19 protein-coding genes are annotated in these 20,618 nt (G+C 70.1%); 7 read left to right on the forward strand and 12 right to left on the reverse strand.

Annotated features, from left to right (window positions below; genetic code table 11):
• Positions 1–21: 21 nt before the first annotated feature.
• The 6 genes from ABZV40_RS05615 to ABZV40_RS05640 form a co-directional block, all read right to left on the reverse strand.
• Positions 22–288 (reverse strand): hypothetical protein, encoded by a 267-nt coding sequence (locus ABZV40_RS05615; RefSeq protein ID WP_355436303.1) that lies wholly within the window; start codon positions 286–288, stop codon positions 22–24.
• 64 nt (positions 289–352) lie between these two features.
• Positions 353–802 (reverse strand): hypothetical protein, encoded by a 450-nt coding sequence (locus tag ABZV40_RS05620; RefSeq protein WP_355436306.1) that lies wholly within the window; start codon positions 800–802, stop codon positions 353–355.
• A gap of 24 nt (positions 803–826) precedes the next feature.
• Positions 827–4,735: a DNA/RNA non-specific endonuclease gene (locus ABZV40_RS05625; protein WP_355436308.1), complete on the reverse strand. Its 3,909-nt coding sequence runs from the start codon at positions 4,733–4,735 to the stop codon at positions 827–829.
• Positions 4,735–5,040 carry a type VII secretion target gene (locus tag ABZV40_RS05630; RefSeq protein WP_355436311.1) on the reverse strand — a complete coding sequence of 102 codons (306 nt, stop codon included), beginning with the start codon at positions 5,038–5,040 and terminating at the stop codon, positions 4,735–4,737. The genes ABZV40_RS05625 and ABZV40_RS05630 overlap by 1 nt, the downstream gene beginning before the upstream one ends.
• 34 nt (positions 5,041–5,074) lie before the next feature.
• Positions 5,075–5,596: a YbaB/EbfC family nucleoid-associated protein gene (locus tag ABZV40_RS05635; RefSeq protein WP_355436314.1), complete on the reverse strand. Its 522-nt coding sequence runs from the start codon at positions 5,594–5,596 to the stop codon at positions 5,075–5,077.
• Positions 5,597–5,740: 144 nt separating this feature from the next.
• Positions 5,741–6,115, reverse strand: coding sequence for an FKBP-type peptidyl-prolyl cis-trans isomerase (locus tag ABZV40_RS05640; protein WP_355436317.1), 375 nt, complete (start codon positions 6,113–6,115; stop codon positions 5,741–5,743).
• 169 nt (positions 6,116–6,284) lie between these two features.
• Between ABZV40_RS05640 and ABZV40_RS05645 the strand changes: the two genes are divergently transcribed.
• Positions 6,285–7,091: a serine protease gene (locus ABZV40_RS05645; RefSeq protein ID WP_355436320.1), complete on the forward strand. Its 807-nt coding sequence runs from the start codon at positions 6,285–6,287 to the stop codon at positions 7,089–7,091.
• Positions 7,092–7,154: 63 nt separating this feature from the next.
• Positions 7,155–9,095: a beta-propeller domain-containing protein gene (locus tag ABZV40_RS05650; protein ID WP_355436323.1), complete on the forward strand. Its 1,941-nt coding sequence runs from the start codon at positions 7,155–7,157 to the stop codon at positions 9,093–9,095.
• 60 nt (positions 9,096–9,155) lie between these two features.
• Here the strand turns inward: ABZV40_RS05650 and ABZV40_RS05655 are convergent, their stop codons facing one another.
• Entirely contained in the window at positions 9,156–9,920 is a 765-nt protein-coding gene (locus tag ABZV40_RS05655; RefSeq protein ID WP_355436326.1) for an EI24 domain-containing protein, read from the reverse strand.
• A 155-nt stretch (positions 9,921–10,075) separates the two neighbouring features.
• On the opposite strand from ABZV40_RS05655, the gene ABZV40_RS05660 reads away from it, so the two are divergent.
• Complete coding sequence (locus tag ABZV40_RS05660; RefSeq protein ID WP_355436328.1) at positions 10,076–11,419, forward strand: helix-turn-helix transcriptional regulator; 1,344 nt, start codon at positions 10,076–10,078, stop codon at positions 11,417–11,419.
• 241 nt (positions 11,420–11,660) lie between these two features.
• Positions 11,661–11,930, forward strand: coding sequence for a hypothetical protein (locus tag ABZV40_RS05665; RefSeq protein WP_355436330.1), 270 nt, complete (start codon positions 11,661–11,663; stop codon positions 11,928–11,930).
• On the opposite strand, the gene ABZV40_RS05670 is transcribed toward ABZV40_RS05665, so the two are convergent.
• A complete protein-coding gene (locus ABZV40_RS05670) occupies positions 11,910–12,632 on the reverse strand; it encodes a GNAT family N-acetyltransferase (protein WP_355436333.1) in 723 nt (240 codons plus the stop codon). The two genes, ABZV40_RS05665 and ABZV40_RS05670, sit on opposite strands and share 21 nt — an antisense overlap.
• 62 nt (positions 12,633–12,694) lie before the next feature.
• On the opposite strand from ABZV40_RS05670, the gene ABZV40_RS05675 reads away from it, so the two are divergent.
• Positions 12,695–13,132 carry a nitroreductase/quinone reductase family protein gene (locus ABZV40_RS05675; protein ID WP_355436336.1) on the forward strand — a complete coding sequence of 146 codons (438 nt, stop codon included), beginning with the start codon at positions 12,695–12,697 and terminating at the stop codon, positions 13,130–13,132.
• Here the strand turns inward: ABZV40_RS05675 and ABZV40_RS05680 are convergent.
• Positions 13,108–14,070, reverse strand: a complete 963-nt coding sequence (locus ABZV40_RS05680; RefSeq protein ID WP_355436339.1) for a YihY/virulence factor BrkB family protein — start codon at positions 14,068–14,070, stop codon at positions 13,108–13,110. The two genes, ABZV40_RS05675 and ABZV40_RS05680, sit on opposite strands and share 25 nt — an antisense overlap.
• Entirely contained in the window at positions 14,057–14,242 is a 186-nt protein-coding gene (locus ABZV40_RS05685) for a hypothetical protein (protein ID WP_355436342.1), read from the reverse strand. The genes ABZV40_RS05680 and ABZV40_RS05685 overlap by 14 nt, the downstream gene beginning before the upstream one ends.
• An 80-nt stretch (positions 14,243–14,322) precedes the next feature.
• Between ABZV40_RS05685 and ABZV40_RS05690 the strand changes: the two genes are divergently transcribed.
• Entirely contained in the window at positions 14,323–15,936 is a 1,614-nt protein-coding gene (locus ABZV40_RS05690; RefSeq protein WP_355436344.1) for a hypothetical protein, read from the forward strand.
• Here the strand turns inward: ABZV40_RS05690 and ABZV40_RS05695 are convergent.
• A complete protein-coding gene (locus ABZV40_RS05695) occupies positions 15,929–17,071 on the reverse strand; it encodes a cysteine desulfurase-like protein (protein WP_355436347.1) in 1,143 nt (380 codons plus the stop codon). The genes ABZV40_RS05690 and ABZV40_RS05695 overlap by 8 nt on opposite strands.
• 230 nt (positions 17,072–17,301) lie before the next feature.
• On the opposite strand from ABZV40_RS05695, the gene ABZV40_RS05700 reads away from it, so the two are divergent.
• Entirely contained in the window at positions 17,302–19,434 is a 2,133-nt protein-coding gene (locus ABZV40_RS05700; protein ID WP_355436350.1) for a Tat pathway signal sequence domain protein, read from the forward strand.
• Here the strand turns inward: ABZV40_RS05700 and ABZV40_RS05705 are convergent.
• The gene (locus tag ABZV40_RS05705; RefSeq protein ID WP_355436353.1) at positions 19,431–20,567 is read right to left on the reverse strand and encodes a GNAT family N-acetyltransferase; all 1,137 of its coding nucleotides are present in this window, start codon (positions 20,565–20,567) and stop codon (positions 19,431–19,433) included. The genes ABZV40_RS05700 and ABZV40_RS05705 overlap by 4 nt on opposite strands.
• Between the last annotated feature and the right edge of the window lie 51 nt (positions 20,568–20,618).

A 20,618-nucleotide genomic window follows, 5' to 3' on the forward strand; every position in this document is an offset into this window, starting at 1 on the left:
CCGCGTGGGTGGACCGAGTCCTCAGATGCCCAGTTCGACCAGCTTCGCGCGCAACCAGTCCGGCAGGACGCCGGCAGAACCGGCCCGGCGCAGCTCCTCCCGGTACGCCTCGGGTGGCGGCGCAGTGATCCACCGCGGCTCGGCGGTCCGGCCGGACTTCAGGTTCTCCCCGCCGCTGTACTCGACGTCGAGTCGCGCGGTGCACCAGGTGGTCCGCGGACCCGTCATCGACTGGCGCACCTCGCGGAACCGCTCGGTCACGGTCTGCGGCGGTGCCCACTGGAACATCCGGCCGGTGAGGTCCCGGGCAGCTCGGCCAGGAGCTGATCAGCGCCCGGCGGAGCCGGTTCCGTCACTCGGTCTTGGCCGCTTCGGCGAGTTTCGCGCGCAGCCATTCCGGCGTGTTCTCCTCCGAGCGCGGGAAGTGCTCGAAGTCGAGGGCGTACACGTCGGCCTGCAGCGGCGGCTTGAAGGCCGGCTCGTTGTCGTAGTCGTACTCGACGGAGTAGCTGCCGGGCGGGTTGATCACGATCCTGGCCGTGAACCAGCTCCCCTTGCCCTCTTCGTACATCTCCGTCCGCAGGTCGCCGAGCGGGTCCATGGCGCTCATCGGGGGAGCGAGCTTGACCTCGCTCCCGTCCTCCGCCGTGATCTCGAACCTGGCGCTGTCGATGCCGACCGTCGAGTAGAACTCGAACCGGATCTGCTGCCAGCCGGCGGGAGCTTCCCCCACGAGGGCCGCGCAGACGTTCTGAACCACTTCCTCCTGCTCGGGAGGGGAGAGCGGACCGGGTTCCGACATGACGAGACAGTTCCTTCCCGTTGGCTACATCTTCCGGGGCGGGATGTTCTTGTAGACCAGAGGTGGCTCCGGTACCCCGTCGACCCAGTACTGCACTCGAATCTTGGTGGGGGTCTTCTTACCATCGGGGTACGTCATGTCGATCTGCACGTCCAGCTTCGGCTTCGGCGTCTGGCTGAGCAGGTCGCCCCAGTGCTCTTCGAGCGCGCGGAAGTTGTTGGCCAGTGTGGTGCCGGCCTGACGCTGGTTGAGGTCCTCCAGCATCGGGACCATGTTGACGTACTCGCCGGGACCGTCGAACTCGGTGCCCGCGAGGTGGCCGCCGTTCCAGCCGACGTCCTCGTAGAGAGTGACCTCGTGCGGTTGCGGGTCGCGGCCGTGCTTGTCGCGGAACTCCTGAATGGTCTTCTTGTTGTGCTCGCGGTACTCGTCGCGGCCCTCGTGGCCGACCGGGCCCTGGTCCGGGCTGCGGCGCGCGTCGTCCGAGCCGGTGTGCACCAGCTCTCCCTCCATGCGGTGGGTGCGGCCGTCGGCGTCGGTGTGGAAGTGGTACACGCTGCCGTGCTGGCCGGTGACGTGATACGTGGCGTCCGGGAAGGGCTTCCGGCTGTCGGGCCGCCAGTTGCCCTTCTCCCCGGAGGTCGTGTGGACCTCCTTGATGCGCCCGTCGTCGCCCGTGATGAAGGTGCCGCGCTCGCGGCCCGCCTTGTCCGTCACCTCGTACCGGGTGTTCGGCTGCAGCACGCTGGGCGTGCCGTCGGGTTCACGGCCGAACGGTTTGCTCTTGAGCGGCGCGTCCGGGTGGTTCGCGTCGATCGTGACCTTGGGACGCGGGTCGTTGTCCGGCTGGCTGCCCGACGTGTCGGTGCCGTCGGCCGCGCGGTCCTTGGCGTCGTGCGGGTCGAGGTCCTTGTCCTTGTCGTGAGTGCCGGGAGCGAAGCCGTCGTCACTCGCCTTGGTCTTGGAGCCGTCCGGGTGGTGGGTCTCCCACTCGCCGTTGGGCGGGATCCTCGGCTGGCGGGTGCCGTCGGGCCGGATCTCGGGGTCGCTCGTGAAGACGCGGCCGTGGCTGTCGGTCCAGGCGGGCTTGGTGGGGGCCACGACCGGTGCGTCGAGGTGCTTGGAGAGCTGCTTGGCGAAGTCGTTGCTGCCGGCGTCGCAGCCGATCAGGCGGACGGGCTTGCTGCCGTCGTAGCCGGAGCGGCGGAGCATGTCCGCGTACTCGGCGGGGGTGTAGTCGTGACCGCCGATGCGGGCCCTGCCGTCCGGGGTGATGTGGACGTCCGCGGTGAAGAAGCGGGGGTCGTTGGGCACCTTGTGCGGCAGGTCGCCCATGTCCGGGTCGCCGCCGTGGTGGGACACACCGGCCGGGGTGGTTTCGGCGTGCCGCTGGTGCGCTTCCTCCGGGGACGGGCGGTCGGCGTCCGGGTCGTGGCTGTTCGGGGCGTCGGTGTCGCCGTCGTGCGGCCTGTCCGCGTCTGGGCTGTCGTGCGGCTTGTCCGCGTCTGGGCCGTGGTGCGGCTTGTCGGCGTCGGGACGGTGCGGGGTCGCGGCTTCCGGGCTGGTGGAGTGCGGGGCCTTGGCCGTGTCGGTGCCGCGGGAGCGGGGGTCGGCCGGGTTGTGGGGCCGCGAGCCGTCGGGCCTCGTGCCGTCGGGACGGTCGCCGGGGCGCCCGCGGTCCGGGTGGTGCGGGCTGTCCGGCCGGCGTGGCGCATCCGGACGGTTGGGGGCGTCGGGACGGTTCGGGCCGCCGTGTGGTGCGTTCGGACCGCCGTGCGGCGCGTTGGGGCCGCCGTGGGGAGCGTTCGGGGCGTGGGGAGCGTCGGTTCGCGCCGACGGCATCGTGTTGTTGTGCGGTGCGCCCGGACGTGACGGAGCGTTGGGAGCGTTGGGACGTGACGGGGCCGACGGACCGCCGTGCGGTGCGCCAGGACGTGAGGGGCCGCCGTCCGGTCGGAACGGCGTGTTGGGGCCGTGAGACGGGGCGTTCGGGCTGTGCGGGGCGGACGGGCCACCCTGCGGAGTGTTCGGGCGCGTCGGAGCCGACGGCGCGTGTGGTGCGTTCGGGGCCGACGGCTGTGCGCGCATCGGAGCGCCTGACGACGGGGTGTGCGGCGCTCCTGCCGAGGGCGTGTTCGGAGTGGACGGTGCGTGCGGGGCCGCTGCGGAAGGGGCGGTGGAGCGGCTCGGAGAGGTCGCGCCGGGGCGTCCGGGGGTCGGGGAGCCCGCGTGCGGGGTGCCTGCGGACGGGGCGTGCGGCATACCCGCGGCCGGGGCGCCCGGAGCGGAGGGCATCGACGGCGAGGACGGCGTGGACGGAGCCGCGGGGGTGGACGGCATCGAGGACGGGCGGGAAGGGGCGTCGGCGCGGGAGGCCGACGTCGACATGTCGGGGGAGCGCGGGGCCGGGGTGCCCGAGCCCAGGTCGCCTCGGCTGCCAGGAGTGCCGGTCCAGCCCTGACCGCCTGGCGACGGGCGGGCTGCCGATGGGGTGGACGGGGCGTTGCCGGGCGTGTTCGGGGTTCCGCCGCCGCCCGTGGGGGTGGCTTGGGGAGGGGTGGACGCGGTGTCCGGTGTCCGGGACGGAGCGTGTGGGGCGTCGGGGCGGTGCGGAGCGTCCACCGGGGGCGCCACCGAGGACGAGACGGTCTGACCCGTGTTGCGGAGTGGGGGCGGGGCGTCCGGAGCGGACGAGGGGTGCGGGGCGGGCGGCGTGTGCGGGGCCGCGGGGGTGGACGGGGAGGCGTCCGGGGTTCGCGACGGGGACGGTGCGTCGGGAGACGAGCTGTCCGGCGCGTGGGAAGGGCTCGACGGGCTGTCGGGGGTTCGCGACGGCGACGGGGCGGACGACGGGGATGAGCTGTCCGGCGTGCGCGACGGGGTGTGCGAAGGGCCGCCGGGTGCCGACGGGGACGAGCTGTCCGGGGTTCGCGAGGGACCGTCGGGAGTGGACGAGCTGTCGGGGGTGTGTGAAGGGCTGTCCGGGGTGTGCGACGGTCCGTCCGGAGTGGACGGTGAAGAGTCCGGTGTGGACGAATGGGTGCCGTGACCGCCGGAAGGCGAGAGGTCCGGGGTGCCGGTGCGGTGGAGGAGACCGCCCGGCTTGATGGACTTCGTGGAGATCACGTCGAGACCGGTCGCCTTGCCGGCCAGCTTGCCGACGACCTTCATGATCTTGGTGAAGATCTCGGTCAGACGGCCGAGCAGCGGCGAGACCTTCTTGATGGTCTTGATGAGCTTCTGGATCAGCTCACCGATGCGGGTGGCCCACTTGGAGATGGCGGTGACGGCCTGAGCGACGATCACCGGCGTGCCGAAGCCCAGCGAGAACACGGCTTCCAGGACCCACGTGATGAGCTTGGCCACCAGGTCGGCGATCAGGTCGCGCACCATCTCGCGCACGAACCCGACGACCATGCCCATGACGCCGACGACGGTGCCGACCGAACCCGCGGTGGACGCCGCGCCGGACAACGCGTCCAGCTGCTCGCCCGCGGCCTTGCGGTAGGCGTCACCGGCGGTGCCGGTCCACGACGCGGTGGCGTCGACGGCGGCCTTGTAGTCGGCCGCGACCTTGCCGAGCTCCTGCGAGACGTTGCCCCACGTCGTGGAGTACGACTGGATCACCGGCGGGTCGCCGGCCAGCCAGTCGAGGGCGTCCTTCAACGGCTGCATGTGTTCCATCAGGAACGAGGCAGCGGAGGACATGAGCGTGCCGAACGGGTCGATGGCCATCGACGCGGCGTCGGCGACCAGGCCGACCACGCCGAGGCCGCCCTCGATCCAGCTGCCCTCGGAGATGCCCTTGTAGGCGTCGACCGCGGAGTCGGCGATCGAGAAACCCGTCGCCCAGCCGTTGTCACCGGTGCCGGCGTTGAAGAAACCGGACGGTTCCTTGGGCGCCTGTGCCACCAACGGGTTCGGTGTGGACATCAGAAGCCCTTCAGCGTGGTGGCGATCTGGTCCTCGACGGCCTGGTAGTGCTTGGCGGTCTCGGTGACGCGCTTGGCGGTGGAGTCCATCGCCTCGGCCACGCCCTTCAGCGCGTTCTGGCCCCAGTTCTCGACCGGGTCGAGCAGCATGCGGAACGGCTGGCAGATGATCCCGTACGCGTCCGTGGGCATCGACACGGTGCCGGCCGCGTCCACGGCCGCCTGCAACCGTCCGTGCAGGCCCTCCAGGGCCTTGGCGTGCGCTTCCAGCACGTCCGAGGTGACGTTGAAACCACCGGCGGTCATCGAACCCCCTCAAGTTCGGGCAACGGACAGAAGATCAGCGGAGCACCGAATTCCCGCCGAAGTCGTCGTCGTCATCCGACGGTGGGCGGCGGCGCACGGGAGGAGGTGGCGGCGGTGGGGTGTCGTCCTCCACGCGGAAGTTCATCTCGTTGTTGTCGTACGGCGAACGCGCGGGCGGGTCGTCCGCGGGCGGCGCCGGGAAGTTCTTCTTGGCCTCGTTGAAGAGCACGTTGGCCGTCTCGTCCTGCGTGCCGATGGTCTCGGCCATCGCCTCCTGCAGCAACGCGGGGATCTTCGACTGCGCGCGCTGCAACAGCTTCATGATCTCGCCGCTGATCTCGGCCATGCGCCGGCCGGCGGCCGACTCGTTGATCACGAGGTTCTGCAGGATGCCGTTGGAGCCGATGGTCAGCTGGACGGAACCGTCGGACGACCGCTCGGAGATCGTCATGCCCTGCACGCGCGTCGCCATCTCCTGGTAGCGAGCGGCGCGTTCCTGGATGTTCTGGTTCCAGTTCGCGAGCATCTGCTCCGACCCGGCGATGTCCTCGGGCACCGAAACATTCCCTCCTACGGCGGCAGCGGACTCAAAGGATGACGCAGCCGGTGGTGATCCAGTTCCACCGATGGAGCAAATCGGCCGCGCAGACCAGCGGCGTTCCACTGAACGGACCAGTGGAACGCCGCGAGGCCGGTGCTGTCAGTTCACGCCCAGCAGGTCGACGACGAAGATCAGCGTCTCGTTGGGCTTGATCACGCCACCGGCGCCGCGCGCGCCGTAGCCCAGGTGCGGCGGGATGACCAGCTTGCGGCGGCCGCCGACCTTCATGCCCTGGACGCCCTGGTCCCAGCCGGCGATGACCCGGCCACCGCCGAGCGGGAACTGGAAGGCCTCGCCGCGGTCCCAGGACGCGTCGAACTGCTCGCCCGTCGAGTGGGAGACGCCGACGTAGTGCACGGACACGAACTGGCCTGCCGTGGCCTCCGGGCCGTCGCCGACGGTGATGTCCTCGATCACCAGGTCGGCGGGCGCCGGGCCGTCGTGCGGGTCGACCTCAGGCTTCGTGGGGGCCATCACAACTTCCTCTCGGAACGGGATTGTTCGCACTCGATCCAATCACGCGCGGCCGGGCGCGGCCGAATGGCCTACGCAGAACAGCCCTTGCCGGTCCCGAAACGCCGTGTTGATCTATATGGGCTCCCACCCCTGCACCGGGAGCACACAACAGAAGAAGGAGATGATCATGGCGGCATCCCTGCACCGCCTCCGGTCATGGCTCGGCGCGGCATTGGCAGCAGCGACGCTGTCAATGGCGTGCGTCAGCGTGGCCGAAGCAGCTCCGACGCCCACCACCGACGGCGAGTTCGGCACTCAGGTCGTCGGCGGCACGCGCGCGAGCACGTCCACCTACCCGTGGGTCGTCTACCTGGCGACGAGCAGCGGGTTCCAGTACTGCGGTGGCACGCTCGTGGCTCCCAACAAGGTCGTCACCGCGGCGCACTGCACCGTGGGCGACTCGGCGTCCGCGGTCCGCGTCGTGGCCGGCCGGGACGACAAGAACTCCTCCGCGGGCACCGTCGCCCGCGTCACGAAGATCTGGATCCACCCGAGCTACACCGACGCGACCCGGGGCTACGACGTCTCGGTGCTCACGCTCGACCGCAACCTGTCGCAGACCCCGCTCAAGTTCGCGACGAGCGCGGACAGCGCGTTGTACGCGGCGGGCACCAGCTCGACGATCCTCGGCTGGGGCGACACCTCGTCCGGTGGTTCGGCCTCGCGCTACCTGCTCAAGGCCACCGTGCCGCTGACCAGCAACTCGACCTGCGCCGGCGCGTACGGCAGCCGCTTCATCGCCACGGCCATGGTGTGCGCCGGCTACCCCGAGGGCGGCACCGACACCTGCCAGGGCGACTCCGGTGGCCCGCTCGTGGCCGGTGGAAAGCTGATCGGCATCACCTCGTGGGGTGACGGTTGCGCCGACCCCGGCGTCCCCGGCGTCTACACCCGCGTCGCCACCTACGCGGCGCAGATCCAGGCCCAGCTGTAAGTGGTGGCAGGGCCGGGAAAGGTTGCGCGCAACCCTTCCCGGCCCTGTTTACGTCCTGGTGGCATGAACGGCAGAAAGCTGTTGGCCGGCGCCGCCGTGCTGGCCGTCGCCGGAGCGTGTGTGAGCTCCGCGGTGCGGGACGAAACCCCGGCACCACAACCGATCGTGGACTACGGGCCGGTGCGTCTCGTCGCGTTCGACTCGTGCGACCACGCACTGACCGAGCTGCGCAACGCCATGGCCCCGTACGTCACCGCGTACGGCCTCGGAGGCCGGCCGCGCATCCTCGCCATGGAGGACGCCAACAGCGCGGGCGTCGCACCGAAGGCCATGCCCGACGCGACGAGCGCCGCCACGCCGCCCGCGCAGCAGCAGGACCACTCGACGACGAACGTCCACGAACAGGGCGTCGACGAGCCGGACATCGTGAAGACGGACGGAAAACGCGTCGTCTCCGTCGCGGACGGCAAGCTGCGGGTGATCGACGTCGCGAGCAGGAGCATCACCGGCACGGTCGACCTCGGTCAGCGCTACGCCAACCAGCTGCTGGTCTCCGGTGACCGCGCATTGGTGGTCGCGCAGAACTCCGGGCCGATCACGGAGAAGGTGGTACCCGACCGCCAGTTCGCCCCCGAGTACGGCACCGAGCTGATCCTCGTGGACCTCAAGGCGCTCAAGCAGATCGGCAGCCTCCGCACCGACGGCTCCTACCTCGACGCCCGCCAGGTCGGCGGCACCGCCCGCGTCGTCGTCCGCTCGCAGCCGCGCCTGCCGTGGGTCTACCCGGACATGACGACCAACGAGGCAGGATCGCTGCGCCGCAACAGGGAGATCCTGCAGAGCGAGCCGATCACGTCGTGGCTGCCGCGCTACGAGCTGGACCAGAACGGCGCGAAGAGCAGCGGAAGCCTGGTCGACTGCGCGAACGTCAGCCACCCCGCGGTGCACTCGGCGACGTCGATGCTGACCGTGCTCACGTTCGAGCTGTCCGGTCAGCTCGGCACCGGCCAGGCGGTCTCGATCATGGCCGACGGCGACACCGTCTACGGCACCGACCGCAGTCTCTACATCGCCGACGACCACCACCTGCTGCCCGAACTCCCCGGCAAGCCGACGGTGTCGCGTCCGGTCACGACGGCGATCCACCAGTTCGACATCAGTCAGGCGGGCCCGCCGAAGCACGTCGCGTCCGGTGAGGTCAACGGCTCGCTGCTGAACCAGTACTCACTGTCCGAACACGACGGTGTCCTGCGCGTGGCCACCACGACCGGCACCGCCGCCCCCTGCTGCTGGCGCATGCCGGGCGATGTCGTTCCACAGCAACAGCAACAACAACCGTCGGAAAGCTTCGTCACCACGTTGCGCCGCAACGGAACCGAGCTGACCAAGGAAGGCCAGACCGGTGGTCTCGGCAAGGGTGAGCGCATCTACAGCGTGCGGTTCATCGGCAAGATGGGCTACGTCGTCACGTTCCGGCAGACCGACCCGCTCTACACGCTGGACCTGAGCGATCCCAAGCAACCCAAGGTGACCGGCGAGCTGAAGATCACCGGTTTCTCCGCCTACCTGCACCCCGCGGGCGACGGCAAGCTGATCGGCGTCGGCCAGGAGGCGACGGACCAGGGCCGCGTCACCGGAACGCAGGTGTCGCTGTTCGACGTGAGCAATCCCGCGGCACCGCAACGGCTCGCGCAGTACCACCTGCCGGACTCCAACTCGGAGGCCCAGTTCGACCCGCACGCGTTCCTGTTCTGGCCGCCCGACGGCACGCTCGTCATCCCCGTGGCGCGGTACCGGACGACCTACGAGGTCTCCTCGCTGGTGCTGCGCGTCGACGGCAACCAGATCGAGGAGACCGGCCGGATCGTCGAACCGTCGAGCCAGAACTACGGCGGCGCCAGGCGCACCGTGGTGATCGGCGACCAGCTGTGGTCGATCTCGCAGTCCGGTGTGCAGGTCAACGCCCGCAGCGGCCTGGCCCAGCAGGCCTGGCTGCCCTTCTGAGCCCGCTCGCGTCGTGGATGAAGGGCGCCTTCATCGGCCTCAGGTGGATGAAGGCGCCCTTCATCCACCTGAGGCGGCGGAACGCTCAGCGGTGAGCAGGCGGTGCGCGAGGACCGTGCCGCCTGCCATCGCCGCCGGGATCACGATCAGCGCGGCCAGCGGGATCAGGCACAGCAGGTACGCGGGCACGGCGAACCCGAGCACCATCGACCGCCGTGTCGCGAGCAGCTTCCTGCGCTCCCTGAACGACTTGCCGCGGCGCGTGAACGGGATGCCGGTCAGCTCGATGCCGAGCAGGTACCCGTTGACCAACGCGGCCAGCACCGGCACGACGGTCTGCCCGACGACGGGGATGAACCCGCAGAAGAACAGCGGAACCGCGAACAGCACCGAGACGCCGACCAGCAGGACCGTGCCGCGCAGCCCGACCACGAACCCGCGCCACCAGCCGACCTGCTCGGCCTCGTGGACACCGCCGAGCTCGTCCTCGACCTCCTCGGCGATGTACTCGTAGAACGGACCGCCGATCATCAGCGTGATGGCGGTGAACAGCAGCACGCTCAGGCCGAGCGTCACGGCGATCACCGAGATGCCGACGGCGACCTCGACGACCTTGCGCCCGGTCTCGCTCCAGGAGTCCGCGAACCCGGTGAGCCACTCGGCGACCGAGTCGATGTGGACGAACAGCAGCACCCAGCCGGTGATCATCAGCACGGCGGTGATGACCGCGGGCAGCGCGCCGACGAGCACGCGCTTGGGCGAGCTGAACACCAGCCTGAACCCGCGCAGCAGCAGTGCGACACCGGCCCCGAAGTCCTTGATCACGCGCGCAGGATAGTCGTTTCCGGCGTGACCCATATGAGATACGGGGAGGCAGGAACTCGTTCGGGCGGGCATGATCGGACCGCTAGCCCGGATGGCGGTCGTTGCGCACGTGAACCCGCTGCCACCATGCGAGCTGACTGCGGGAGGCGTTGAGGGTGAGCACACCGGCTGAGAACGCCGTCGTCGTCCCGGACGGGCCGCTGCCCATGTTGCCGCCCGCGATCTGGGAGTCGAAGGAAGTGCGGGACGCGGTGGCCGCGGACTCGCCCGGCGCCGTGGTCGCGATCGCGCGCAAGGCGCACGGCCTGCGGCAGGACGAGCTGGGCACGCTGGCCGGGTTCTCCCAGTCGGCGATCTCGCGCCTGGAGGCCGGCAGCAACATCGCCTACGACATGCGCGTGCTCAGGACGCTGCAGCGGTTGCTCGGCATCCCCGCCCACCTGCTCGGCCTGACGGACCGCACGGTGCCCATGCGCTCGGGCGAGGCACGCCGGCTGGGCGGGGGCGTGCCGGAGTTCGCCGGGCTGGACGGCATGGCGAAAGACCTGGTCGTCGGCATGGAGGGCAAGGCGCTGATGGCGTTGTGCGCCGCGGCGGTCTTCGGCTCGGCGAACGGCAACGGCGTGCTGACCGGTGACGCCGTGAGCCAGCTGCTCGTGCTGCGCCGGATCGTCAACGACGCGCACAACTGGCGCAGCACCGGCGCGCTGATGCCCGCCGTCCGCAACATGTACGACTTCATCGACGTACTGCGCCGCAACGCGCGTGGCGACGTGCGTCGCCGTTTGCTCGGCACGGGCGCGATGTACGCGGAGTTCTACGGCTGGCTGCACGAGGAGATCGGCGACATGCGCGGCGCCGGGCTGTGGACGTCCCGGGCACTGGAGCAGGGGCAGGCCGCGGACGACCGGGACGTGGTCGCGTACTGCTACGTGCGGATGAGCCAGCTGGCCGAGGTCGACGGCGACGACGACCGCGTCATCGGCCTGGCGCGCGCCGCTCAGCGCGAGACCGGTGTCAACCCGATCGTGCGCGCGATGGCGTTGCGGCAGGAAGCCCGTGGTCTCGCGCGGGCAGGCCAGGACGCGTGCATGCCGCGGTTCGACCTCGCGGAGTCGCTGCTGGCGAGCGCGGAACGGCCGCAGTCGGACGAGTACTCCATCGGCTACTGCTTCACCGAGGTGCACGTGCAGATGCAGCGTGCCGCGAGCATGGTCGACCTCGCCGACCACCAGCGGGCCATCAACGCCTACACGGACCTCATGCCCAGATGGGGTGGCATCTGCCAGTGGGAGCAGGGCGTCCACACGGCCAGGCTCGCCTACGCGCACGCTGCCAGCGGTGACGTCGAGCAGGCCGTCGGCCTGGGGTTCGCCGCGCTGGACCTGGCCCGTGCGACCGGCTCGCAGCTGATCGTGAACGAGCTGAACCGGCTCGACCCGTGGCACGAGACACCCGCGATCGCGGAGCTCGCGGCCGAGGTCACCCAGCTGCGCTGAGCACGTATGCGAGTTCCGCATACGCGGCCTGTAAATCGTATGTAACCCTCCCCATTTCGCGCTGCAGCCCGCACGATCTAGGTGTGATCGACCTAGCCGAACGAACGCCGCGATCGGAAGAGGTCAGCGCCGACGGGTTCTGCGCGGCAGTGGCAGAGCGGAACGCGGGCCCCTACCGGCTCAAGTTCTACGCGACCACACACGCAGTGGTGTGTGTGGTCGACGACGCCGAGGTGAAGGCATGAGCATTCGGGAAACGGAAGCGCGCATGCCGGTGTTGCTGGTCCGCAAGCGTGCGGGTGTCGTAGGAGAGACACAACGCACGTGCCACCTCGTACCCGTGCCCGACGACGACGGCCGCACGCCGCTGGCGCTGACCGCCTACTGCGGCGAGCTCATCCACCGCGGTGAGGCGGAGCTGCTCACCCAGCCGTCCGGAATGCCGTGCGTCGGCTGTCTCTTCAGAGTGCCGATGCCGCGCAGCGAGGAACTAGGCGCCCACGACTGGTGAGGCGATGCAGGCCGTGCCGACGCGCCGGAACCCGACCCGCTCGTAAACGCGCGCGACGTCGAGGCTTCCGGCCGACAGGAACACCAGCTCCGCGCCCCTTTCCACGGCGTCTCGCGCGAGCGCCGCGGTGACCGCACCACCGAGGCCACGTCGCCGTGCCGCCGGCAACGTGCCGATGCCCGCGATCTCCACGACGTTGCCCGCCCGTTGCGCTGTACCTACCGCCAGCACGCCCTCGCCTGGCAGGTCGGCCACGGCGTGACGGTGGCGGGTGCTCATCGGGGTCGCATCGGCCAGCGCCGCGTCCCGTTCGGCGACACCCACGTCGCCCGCGGCGGTGCCGGGCGAGGAGAACGCGAGCTGCGCCACCACCGACACCTCGACCGGCCGGGTGTCGAGCACGCGCACGTGCGGGTGCGGTTCGGGCAGCCGGTCCGGGTCGAGGACCATCAGCGGTGCCTGGAGCACCTCCATGCCCGCCGCGACGGCCGCGCCGAGCAGGTCCGGCGTGGTCTCGTGCACCCACTCCAGCGCTTCCGGCACGTCGAGCTCGCGTTGCCGCGCCCGCACCTTCAGCACGTCGGCCACCGCCGGCCGCCCGCCTGGGAACCGCGGCCGCGCGTAGTACGGGTAGCCGTCGCCCGCCTGGAGGAACAGCACCAGCTCGCCGTGCTCCTCGACGCGAGCTCCCGCTCGGGGCACGGAGTCGTAAAACTCTTCAAGAACGTCCCACACGGACGGGCACAGTAGCTACCTTGTGCGGCATGACGCACGGCAATTCCCGGCCCACCGGGTTCGAGCAGTTCGCGAACAAGCTCGTGGGCGGGCTGGTGAAGCTCGGGGTCGGCCCCAGGAACATGCGCACCCTGTTCGTGCGCGGCCGCAAGAGCGGCAAGCTGTACAGCGCGCCGGTGAACCTGCTGGAGCTCGACGGCACCCGTTACCTGCTCGCGCCGCGCGGTGTCACGCAGTGGGTCCGCAACCTGCGCGTGGCCGGCACCGGTGAGCTGCGCCGCGGCCGGTCCGTCGAGACGTTCACCGCCGTCGAGCTGCCGGACGAGGTCAAGCCGGTGATCATCCAAGCCTACCTGCAGCGCTGGCACGGCCAGGTGAAGCAGTTCTTCCCCGGTCTCGACGCCTCGACGCCGCCCGAGAAGCTGCTGGCGCGGGCCGGTGACTACCCCGTTTTCGAACTGTCGTGAGTGTCCTCGCGGCTCTTGGGGAGATCACGCGGCTCGGCTGACGCGTCCCGGTCGCCCTCCGCGAGGCGGCGGCCGCGTTCCAGCTCCGCGTCGAACTCGGCGCCGAGCAGGACGGCGATGTTCGAGATCCACAGCCACACCAGGAAGACGATGACGCCGCCGAGCGAGCCGTAGGTCTTGTTGTAGGAGGCGAAGTTCGCCACGTAGATCGCGAAGCCGACGGTCGCGAGCGCCCACAGCGCGATCGCGAGCAGGCTGCCGGGGGTGACCCAGCGGAAGCCGGGCTGCCGCACGTTCGGCGCCGCCCAGTACAGGACCGCGAACGCGAGGCTCACGAGCAGCAGGATGATCGGCCACTTGGCGATGTCCCAGACGGTGACGACGGTGTCGCCGAGCCCGAGCCAGTTGCCGACGGTGTCCGCGATCCCGCCGGTCAGCACCAGGGCACCGAGCGTGAGCGACACGAGCACCACCGAGCCGAGCGTCAGCAGCAGCCGCAGCGGCACGGTCTTCCAGAACGGCCTGCCCTCCTCGACGTCGTACACGGCGTTGCACGCGCGCATGAACGCGCCGAGGTATCCCGATGCGGTCCAGAACGCCGTCAGCAGGCCGATGATGCCGAGCAGCCCGGCCGCGCCCTGGCCCTTCTGCAGGTCCTCGATCGACGACCTGACCAGGTCACCGGCCTGGCCGGGGGCGACCTGGTCGACGTACTTCAGCAGCTCCTGCGTCGTCGAGTCGCCCAACAGCGCGAGAACGGACGTCAGCACGATGAGGCCGGGGAACAACGACAGCACCGCGTAGTAGGTGAGCGCACCGGCCCAGTCGGTCAGGTTGTCGTCGTTGAACTCCTTGACCGTCCGTTTGAGAACGCCCCACCAGGCCTGCCGGGGCAGCTCGGTGGGGCGATCGACGGCGTTGTCGTCACCTGCGGGCACGGCGCCAGCTCCACGAACGCGTGCTCGAACCGATGCCGGCGAGGTGCAGGGCGACCAGCAGCAGGCCGAGCACCACGAGCGTGTTGGCGGTGATGACGTCACCGAGCGCGGTCTTCGCCAGGTCGAGGATCAGGGCGAGGCCGAACGCCACTGCGGCGATGAGGGCCAGCATTGTCCACCTCCGTAGTCGATGAGCTGCGGATACCCACTTCGTTAGCGGGGAACCGCACCGTTCGGAGCAATGGTCGTGCCATGATCCGCGTCATGGACGTCCAGCGGTGGCAAGCGGCCGCGGTTCCGTGGTGGGTGGCCAAGGTCGGGCTCGTCGGAGGCTGGATCATCGCCTTCTACTTCGCCGCGAGCGCGAACGAGGTGCCGTGCACGGCCGCACAGCCGTGCGAGCCGGACCCGTTGTTCTCGCTCGCCGTCGTGCCGTTGCTGGCCACACCGCTGCTGTTGTTGTTCGGCCGTGTGCTCACCGGCTGCGCGATGGGTGTGTTGTTCGGCGTGCTGGACATCCTGCTCGACGGCTCAGCGACCGCGAACCTCGCGTTCGGGCTGCACGGTGCCGCGTGTGCGATCGTGGCGGCGTGGACCGTGAGGTCACGTGTGGACCAGCACGCGGCGGCGGGCGCCACCATCGTCTCGTTGCCGGACATGCCACCCCCACGCGGCGTGCTGCGCATCATCGCGGTGTTGCTCGTCATCTTCGGTTTCCTGACATTCGTGCAGTACGACCTCACCAACAGCGAGATCGAGCAGCACGTCGCGAAGGCCAGCCGGGTCGAGGCCGAGGTCGTCGACATCAAGAACACCTACGACGTGTGGGTCCAGCTGCCGGACCGGCAGCGCACCTCGTTCCAGCCGCTCGCCCCGGAGACGTACCGGGTCGGCGACAAGGTGCCGGTGCTGGCGGACGGCTCGTGGGTGCAGATGGTCAACGAGCCCGAGGACGTCACGTGGTGGCTCACGCTCGGCGGCGCGGCGGTGTTCCTCGCGATCTTGCTGGCGGTCCGCGAACGCCGCCGGCGCGCGTTGTGGACCGGCCCGGTCAAGGCCATCAGGCTGCAGGCGCACCCGGTCGGGCCACGACGGATCCTGTTGCGGCACCACAAGGAGAACATCGCGACGGTCGCCACGCTCGCCGACCTCGGGCTGGAGGAGCCGCTCTACCACGACACCGAGCAGTTCGGCCGGGTGTGGCGCGGCGAGGAGGACCCGCCGGTGCAGCTCGACCCCGCCGAGATCCTCGTGGCGGGCGAGTGGCACCACGGCGGCCAGGTCGCGCTGCTGGTGGAGGGTGAGGTCGTGGCCACCAGCACGCTGTCCCGGGTGCGCCCGCGGCACACCGTCCACAGTGCACATCTGCCGGGCGAACCGGTCACCGCGGGCACGCCCGTCGAGCTGCCGCACGCGATCTGGCCGGGCGACCGGCGGCGCAGCGAGGGCGTGTTGCTCCTGCTCGGCGCGGCCGGGGCGCTGGTCGCGTTGAAGTACTACCCGGACCTGCTCATCCTCGGCCTGATCGGCGTGCAGTGCGTGCTGTCGGCGGTGACGCGGTTCCAGCCGCTGCTGCGCCTCGACCACCGGTCGGTCGTGCTCTACACCGGCATCTGGACCTACCGCGTGCCGTGGGCGCAGCTGCACGGGGTCCGCCGCGCCGGGCCACAGCTCATGCTCGCGTTCGGCCCGCACGGCGACGTGATCACGACACCGCAGCTGCCGGACCGGCAGGCGGGCGAGAAGCTGATGTGGGCGCGTGCCCGGTCGTTGATCGCCGACCACCCCGGCGAGCACGTCAGCCGCAAGCTCAACGTCAGCGTGTTCGTCGGGCTCGCCTACGTCCTGCTCCTGCTGCTCATCTGAGCTTCGCGACGGCCTTGAGCAGACGGTCCACATCGGACTCGTCGGTGTACGGCCCGATACCCGCGCGCACGGCGCCCTTGTCGCCCAGACCGAGCCACCGCGAGCACTCGATCGCGTAGAAGTGGCCCGCGGGGGCGTTGACGCCTTCGGCGCCGAGCCTGCGGTAGACCTCCGCCGGGTCCAGCCCGTCGACCGAGAACAGCACGGTCGGCGTGCGCAGCGACGCCTTGCTGTAGATCCGCACGCCCAGCTCGCGCAGCCCGTTCTCCAGCCGGTCGCGCAGGCCCAGTTCGTGCTCCTCCAGCCCCTCCAGGCCGCGCATGAACTCCACCGCCGCGGTCGTCCCGGCCAGCAGCTCGTACGGCAGCGTGCCCAGCTCGAACCGTTCCGGCACGGCGTTCGTCGACGGCAGCAGCTTGTCCGGCCGCAACGTCTCCAGCAGCTCCGGCGCGGCCGCCAGCACGCCGAGGTGCGGGCCGAGGAACTTGTACGGCGAGCACACGAAGAAGTCCGCGTCCAACGCTTCGACGTCGACCGGTGCGTGCGGTGTGTAGTGCACGCCGTCGACGTACACGAATGCCGCCATCTCGTGCGCCGCGGCCGCGATCGTCGCCACGTCCGGACGCGTGCCCAGCAGGTTCGACGCCGCCGTGATCGCGACGACCCGCGTGCGGTCGGACAGCAGGTTCGTGATGGATTCCACGGGCAGTTCGCCGGTCGTGCGGTCGAACGGCGCCCATCGCACCGTGGCCCGTGCCGCTTCGGCCGCCTGCACCCACGGCCTGATGTTCGCGTCGTGGTCGAGGCGGGTCACGACGATCTCGTCGCCCGGCCGCCAGTTCTTCGCCAGCGTGCGGGAGAAGTCGTAGGTCAGCTGGGTCATGCTGCGGCCGAACACGATGCTGCCGGCGTTGAGGAACTCGCCCATCGTGCGGCGCGCGGTCCGGACGATCTCCTCGGCCCGCCGTTCCGAGGCCGTCACGCTGCCGCGGTTCGAGATCGCCGAGGTCAGGGCCTCGCGAACGGCCTCGCCGACGACGTCCGGGGTCTGCGAGCCGCCCGGTCCGTCGAAGTGCGCGGCACCCTCGCGCAACGCGGGGAAGTGGGCGCGGACCGCTGCGACGTCGTAAGCCATGCCCTCATGGTGCTTGAGCACCGGCGAAACGGGAAAGGATCAACCGTCCGGTTTGTTGACAGGAAACGCTGTGGAGGACTAGACATCCGATGAATCGGCCGCCGCCTCCGATGTCGAGGGATGGAGTCGTCGTGCTGTTCTCCCGTCGCACCCTCTTGTCAGCCACCGCCGCAACTGCGATGAACGGCGCTTTTGTCCACCTCAGGTCGACAAAAGCGCCGTTCATCGCTTTGGAGGATCGGGTCGACTGGCCGTCGTATCTCGGCGGGCTCGACCCGGTGTGGGCGTCCGTGCCGACGACCTTCTACGAGGGTCCGTTCCTCGGCAACGGAGGTCTGGGCGCCGCCGTGTACCGGATCGGCAAGCGGCTGGCGTTCAAGATCGGCGACACCCGCGTGCGCGACCACCAGGGCACCGGCGGCACGAACTTCGGCAACGCGCGGCTGCCGATCGGCCACTTCCTCTTCGACACCGCCGGCGACATCACCGGTGTTGACCTGCGTCTTTCGTTGTGGAACGCGGAGCTCACCGGCACCGTGACGACCTCCGCCGGCGTGCTGGACGTCCGGGCGTTCGTGCACGCCACGCGGGACGTCCTGCTGGTCTCGGCATCGGTCCGCTCGGGTGCGGAACGGGTGCGGTGGACGTTCGTGCCGGCGAAGGCGCGCAGTCCGCGGCTCGACTTCAAGCCCGCGCCGTCCGGGCTGAAGACCAACCCGGATCCGCAGGTCGACGGTACCGCCTGCACCCAGGACCTGGCGGCGGGCGGGCAGACCGCGACGCGGTGGCAGAGCCGGTCCGGCACCTTGCTGGTCACGGTCGCGCACAGCTTCCCGGCGCGCAACGCCGACTCGATGGCGTCCGCGACGCTCACCAACGCTTCAGCGCTGACTGACGACCAGCTCCGCGCGGAACACCGTGCGTGGTGGAACTCCTTCTACCCCAAGAGCTTCGTGTCGGTCGCCGACACCCGCCTGGAGAGCTTCTACTGGATCCAGCTCTACAAACTGGCCTGCGCGACCCGCCGCGACCGTCCGGTGCTCGGCACGTGCGGCCCGTGGCTGGAGCCGACGCCGTGGCCGGGCACGTGGTGGAACCTCAACGTGCAGCTGGAGTACTGGATCCTCAACGCCACGAGCCACTGGGAGCTGGACTCGCTGACGGCGTCGCTGGACCGCAGCCAGGACGCGCTGGTGCAGAACGCGCCGTCGCAGTACCGGTCGGACTCGGCCGGCATCGCCCGCACGACGCAGGAAGACCTCCGAGGCGGTGTCGCCCAGCCCGGCGCCGACGGCGATCCGGAGTGCGGGAACCTGTTGTGGGCCCTGCACAACGCGTTCCTGGCCTACCGCCATCAGATGGACGACGCCGTGCTGCGCGACCTGGTGTTTCCCCTGTTGCGCCGGGCCGTCAACTACCACCTGCACTTCCTCACCAAGGACGCGAAGGGCGTCTACCACCTGCCGAAGACGTTCTCGCCGGAGTACGGGTCCACAAAGGACTGCAACTACGACCTCGCGCTGCTGCACTGGGGCTGCCGCACGTTGATCTGGGCTCAGGCACGGCTGGGGCTCGACGATCCGCTGCTCGCCAAGTGGCGTGACGTGCTGGACAACCTGGTCAAGCCGCCGCAGGACGCCACGCAGGGCTTCTGGATCGGCGCCGACCTGAAGCTGACCAAGTCGCACCGGCACTACTCGCACCTGCTGTGGTTCTACCCGCTGTACAACCTGGATCCGGCCGTGCCGGCGAACCGGGACGCGTTGCAGAAGTCGTTGCAGCACTGGCTGAGCTTCACGGGAGCGTTGCAGGGCTACACCTTCACGGGCTCCGGCTCGATGTACGCGCTGCTCGGCGACGGCGACAAGGCGCGCGGGCAGCTCGTGACGTTGCTGGACAAGTACGTGCAGCCCAACACGATGTACAAGGAGTCCGGACCGGTCATCGAGACACCGTTGTCCGGCGCGCAGACCGTGCACGACATGCTGGTGCAGAGCTGGGGTGGGGTCGTGCGGGTCTTCCCCGCCGTGCCGGCGGCGTGGGCGAGCGTGACCGTGCACAACGTCCGCACCGAGGGCGCGTTCCTGGTCAGCGCGGTGCGCAAGGCCGGTCGCGGGCAGTTCGTGCGGGTGAAGTCGCTGGCGGGGGAGCCGTTGCGGCTGCATCCCGGCAACCTGCCCGGGCCGTTCGACGTGCGCCGGTTCGACGGCACCGCGGTTCCGTTCCAGGCCAACGCCGACGGGACGTTGACGATCACGTTGGCGCGCAACGACGACGTGGTGATCACGACGCGTGGCACGTCACCGGAGCTGGTGATCGGGCCGTCCGGGGCGAACACGAAACGGTTCTGGGGCTTGCCCTAAGGCAGGTAGAACGTCAACAGGTCGCTGGTCACCGGCGGGAACAACGCGTTCATCAGGTCGAAGTCCGGGCCTGGGAAGACGTCGGTGTGCAGGCGGCGCAGCCCGTCGATGCCGTGCGGGCCGAACAGCAGCGGTGCGAGGAGGTCCGGGGCGATGCCCGCTCCGCCCTCCCCGGCCGGGTTCATCGTGCCGCCCCACCGGTACGGTCCGATCTCCGCGCCGTCCCAGCGGAAGCGGACGTGGGTGCGGAAGAAGCCGAGCAGCACGTCGGCGGGTTCCTGGCCCTGCAGGCGTCGGGTGAAGACCGGACGCAGGTGCTCGAACAGCTTCGGCACGTCCGGGATCCGCACCAGGTACTGCCCCAGGCCGGGCCGCCGTGCCTCCAGGTACTCCTCCAGCACCGGCAGGCGTTCGACGACGTGGTCCGGGTTCACCAGGTGCACCAGCGCTGTGACGGCGTCGTCGTCGCCCGCGACCTCACCCAGCACGACCTCGCCTTCTTCCGGCGGCGTGCTGCGGCCGGTGGCGACCGGGACGCCGTCGCGTTCGACGACCCACGTGGTGGAGCCGGTGCGGTTGACCAACCACCGCCAGCACGGCGTGCTGTGGCCCATGCGCAGGTCGGCGCCCTGCTGGGCGTCGTCCTGGAGGCGGGCGAGCGCTGGGATGTCGGCCTCGGTCGCGCGCCGGATCGTGTGCCCCGCAACGCGTTCCGGTTTCACGACCAGCGACCGGGCCTGCTTGAGCGGGATCGAGTAGGTGTAGCCGAACTGCCGGTAGAAGTACGGGATGCCGATCATCACCTGGACCAGGTGACCGCGTTCGGCGGACCGGTCGTGCGCCCAGCCCATCAGCTGCCGCACCAGGCCGCGGCCCTCGTACTCGACGTCGGTGGCGACCTGCTCGACCTGCCCGGCGGGGAGGTCGAGTCCGGCGAGCGTCAAGGTCTCGTCCATCAGCGTGGCCGTGGAGACGATCCGGTCGCCGTCGACGGCCACCGCGACCCACTCGCAGCCCGCGTCCGGGTCGGTCATCAGCAGACGCGCGTCGACGCCGTCGCTGGGGTCCATGCGCGAGACGACGAGCTTCTCGATCCGGTCGAGGTCCTCCGGCCGCGAGGTGCGAATCTCCACCGGTCGAGTGTTTCCAGGGCAGTGGTTGTCCGCAAAGGGTTTTACCGTCGT

It is taken from the genome of Lentzea sp. NPDC004782, assembly GCF_040609115.1.
In the GTDB taxonomy this organism is placed as follows: domain Bacteria; phylum Actinomycetota; class Actinomycetes; order Mycobacteriales; family Pseudonocardiaceae; genus Lentzea.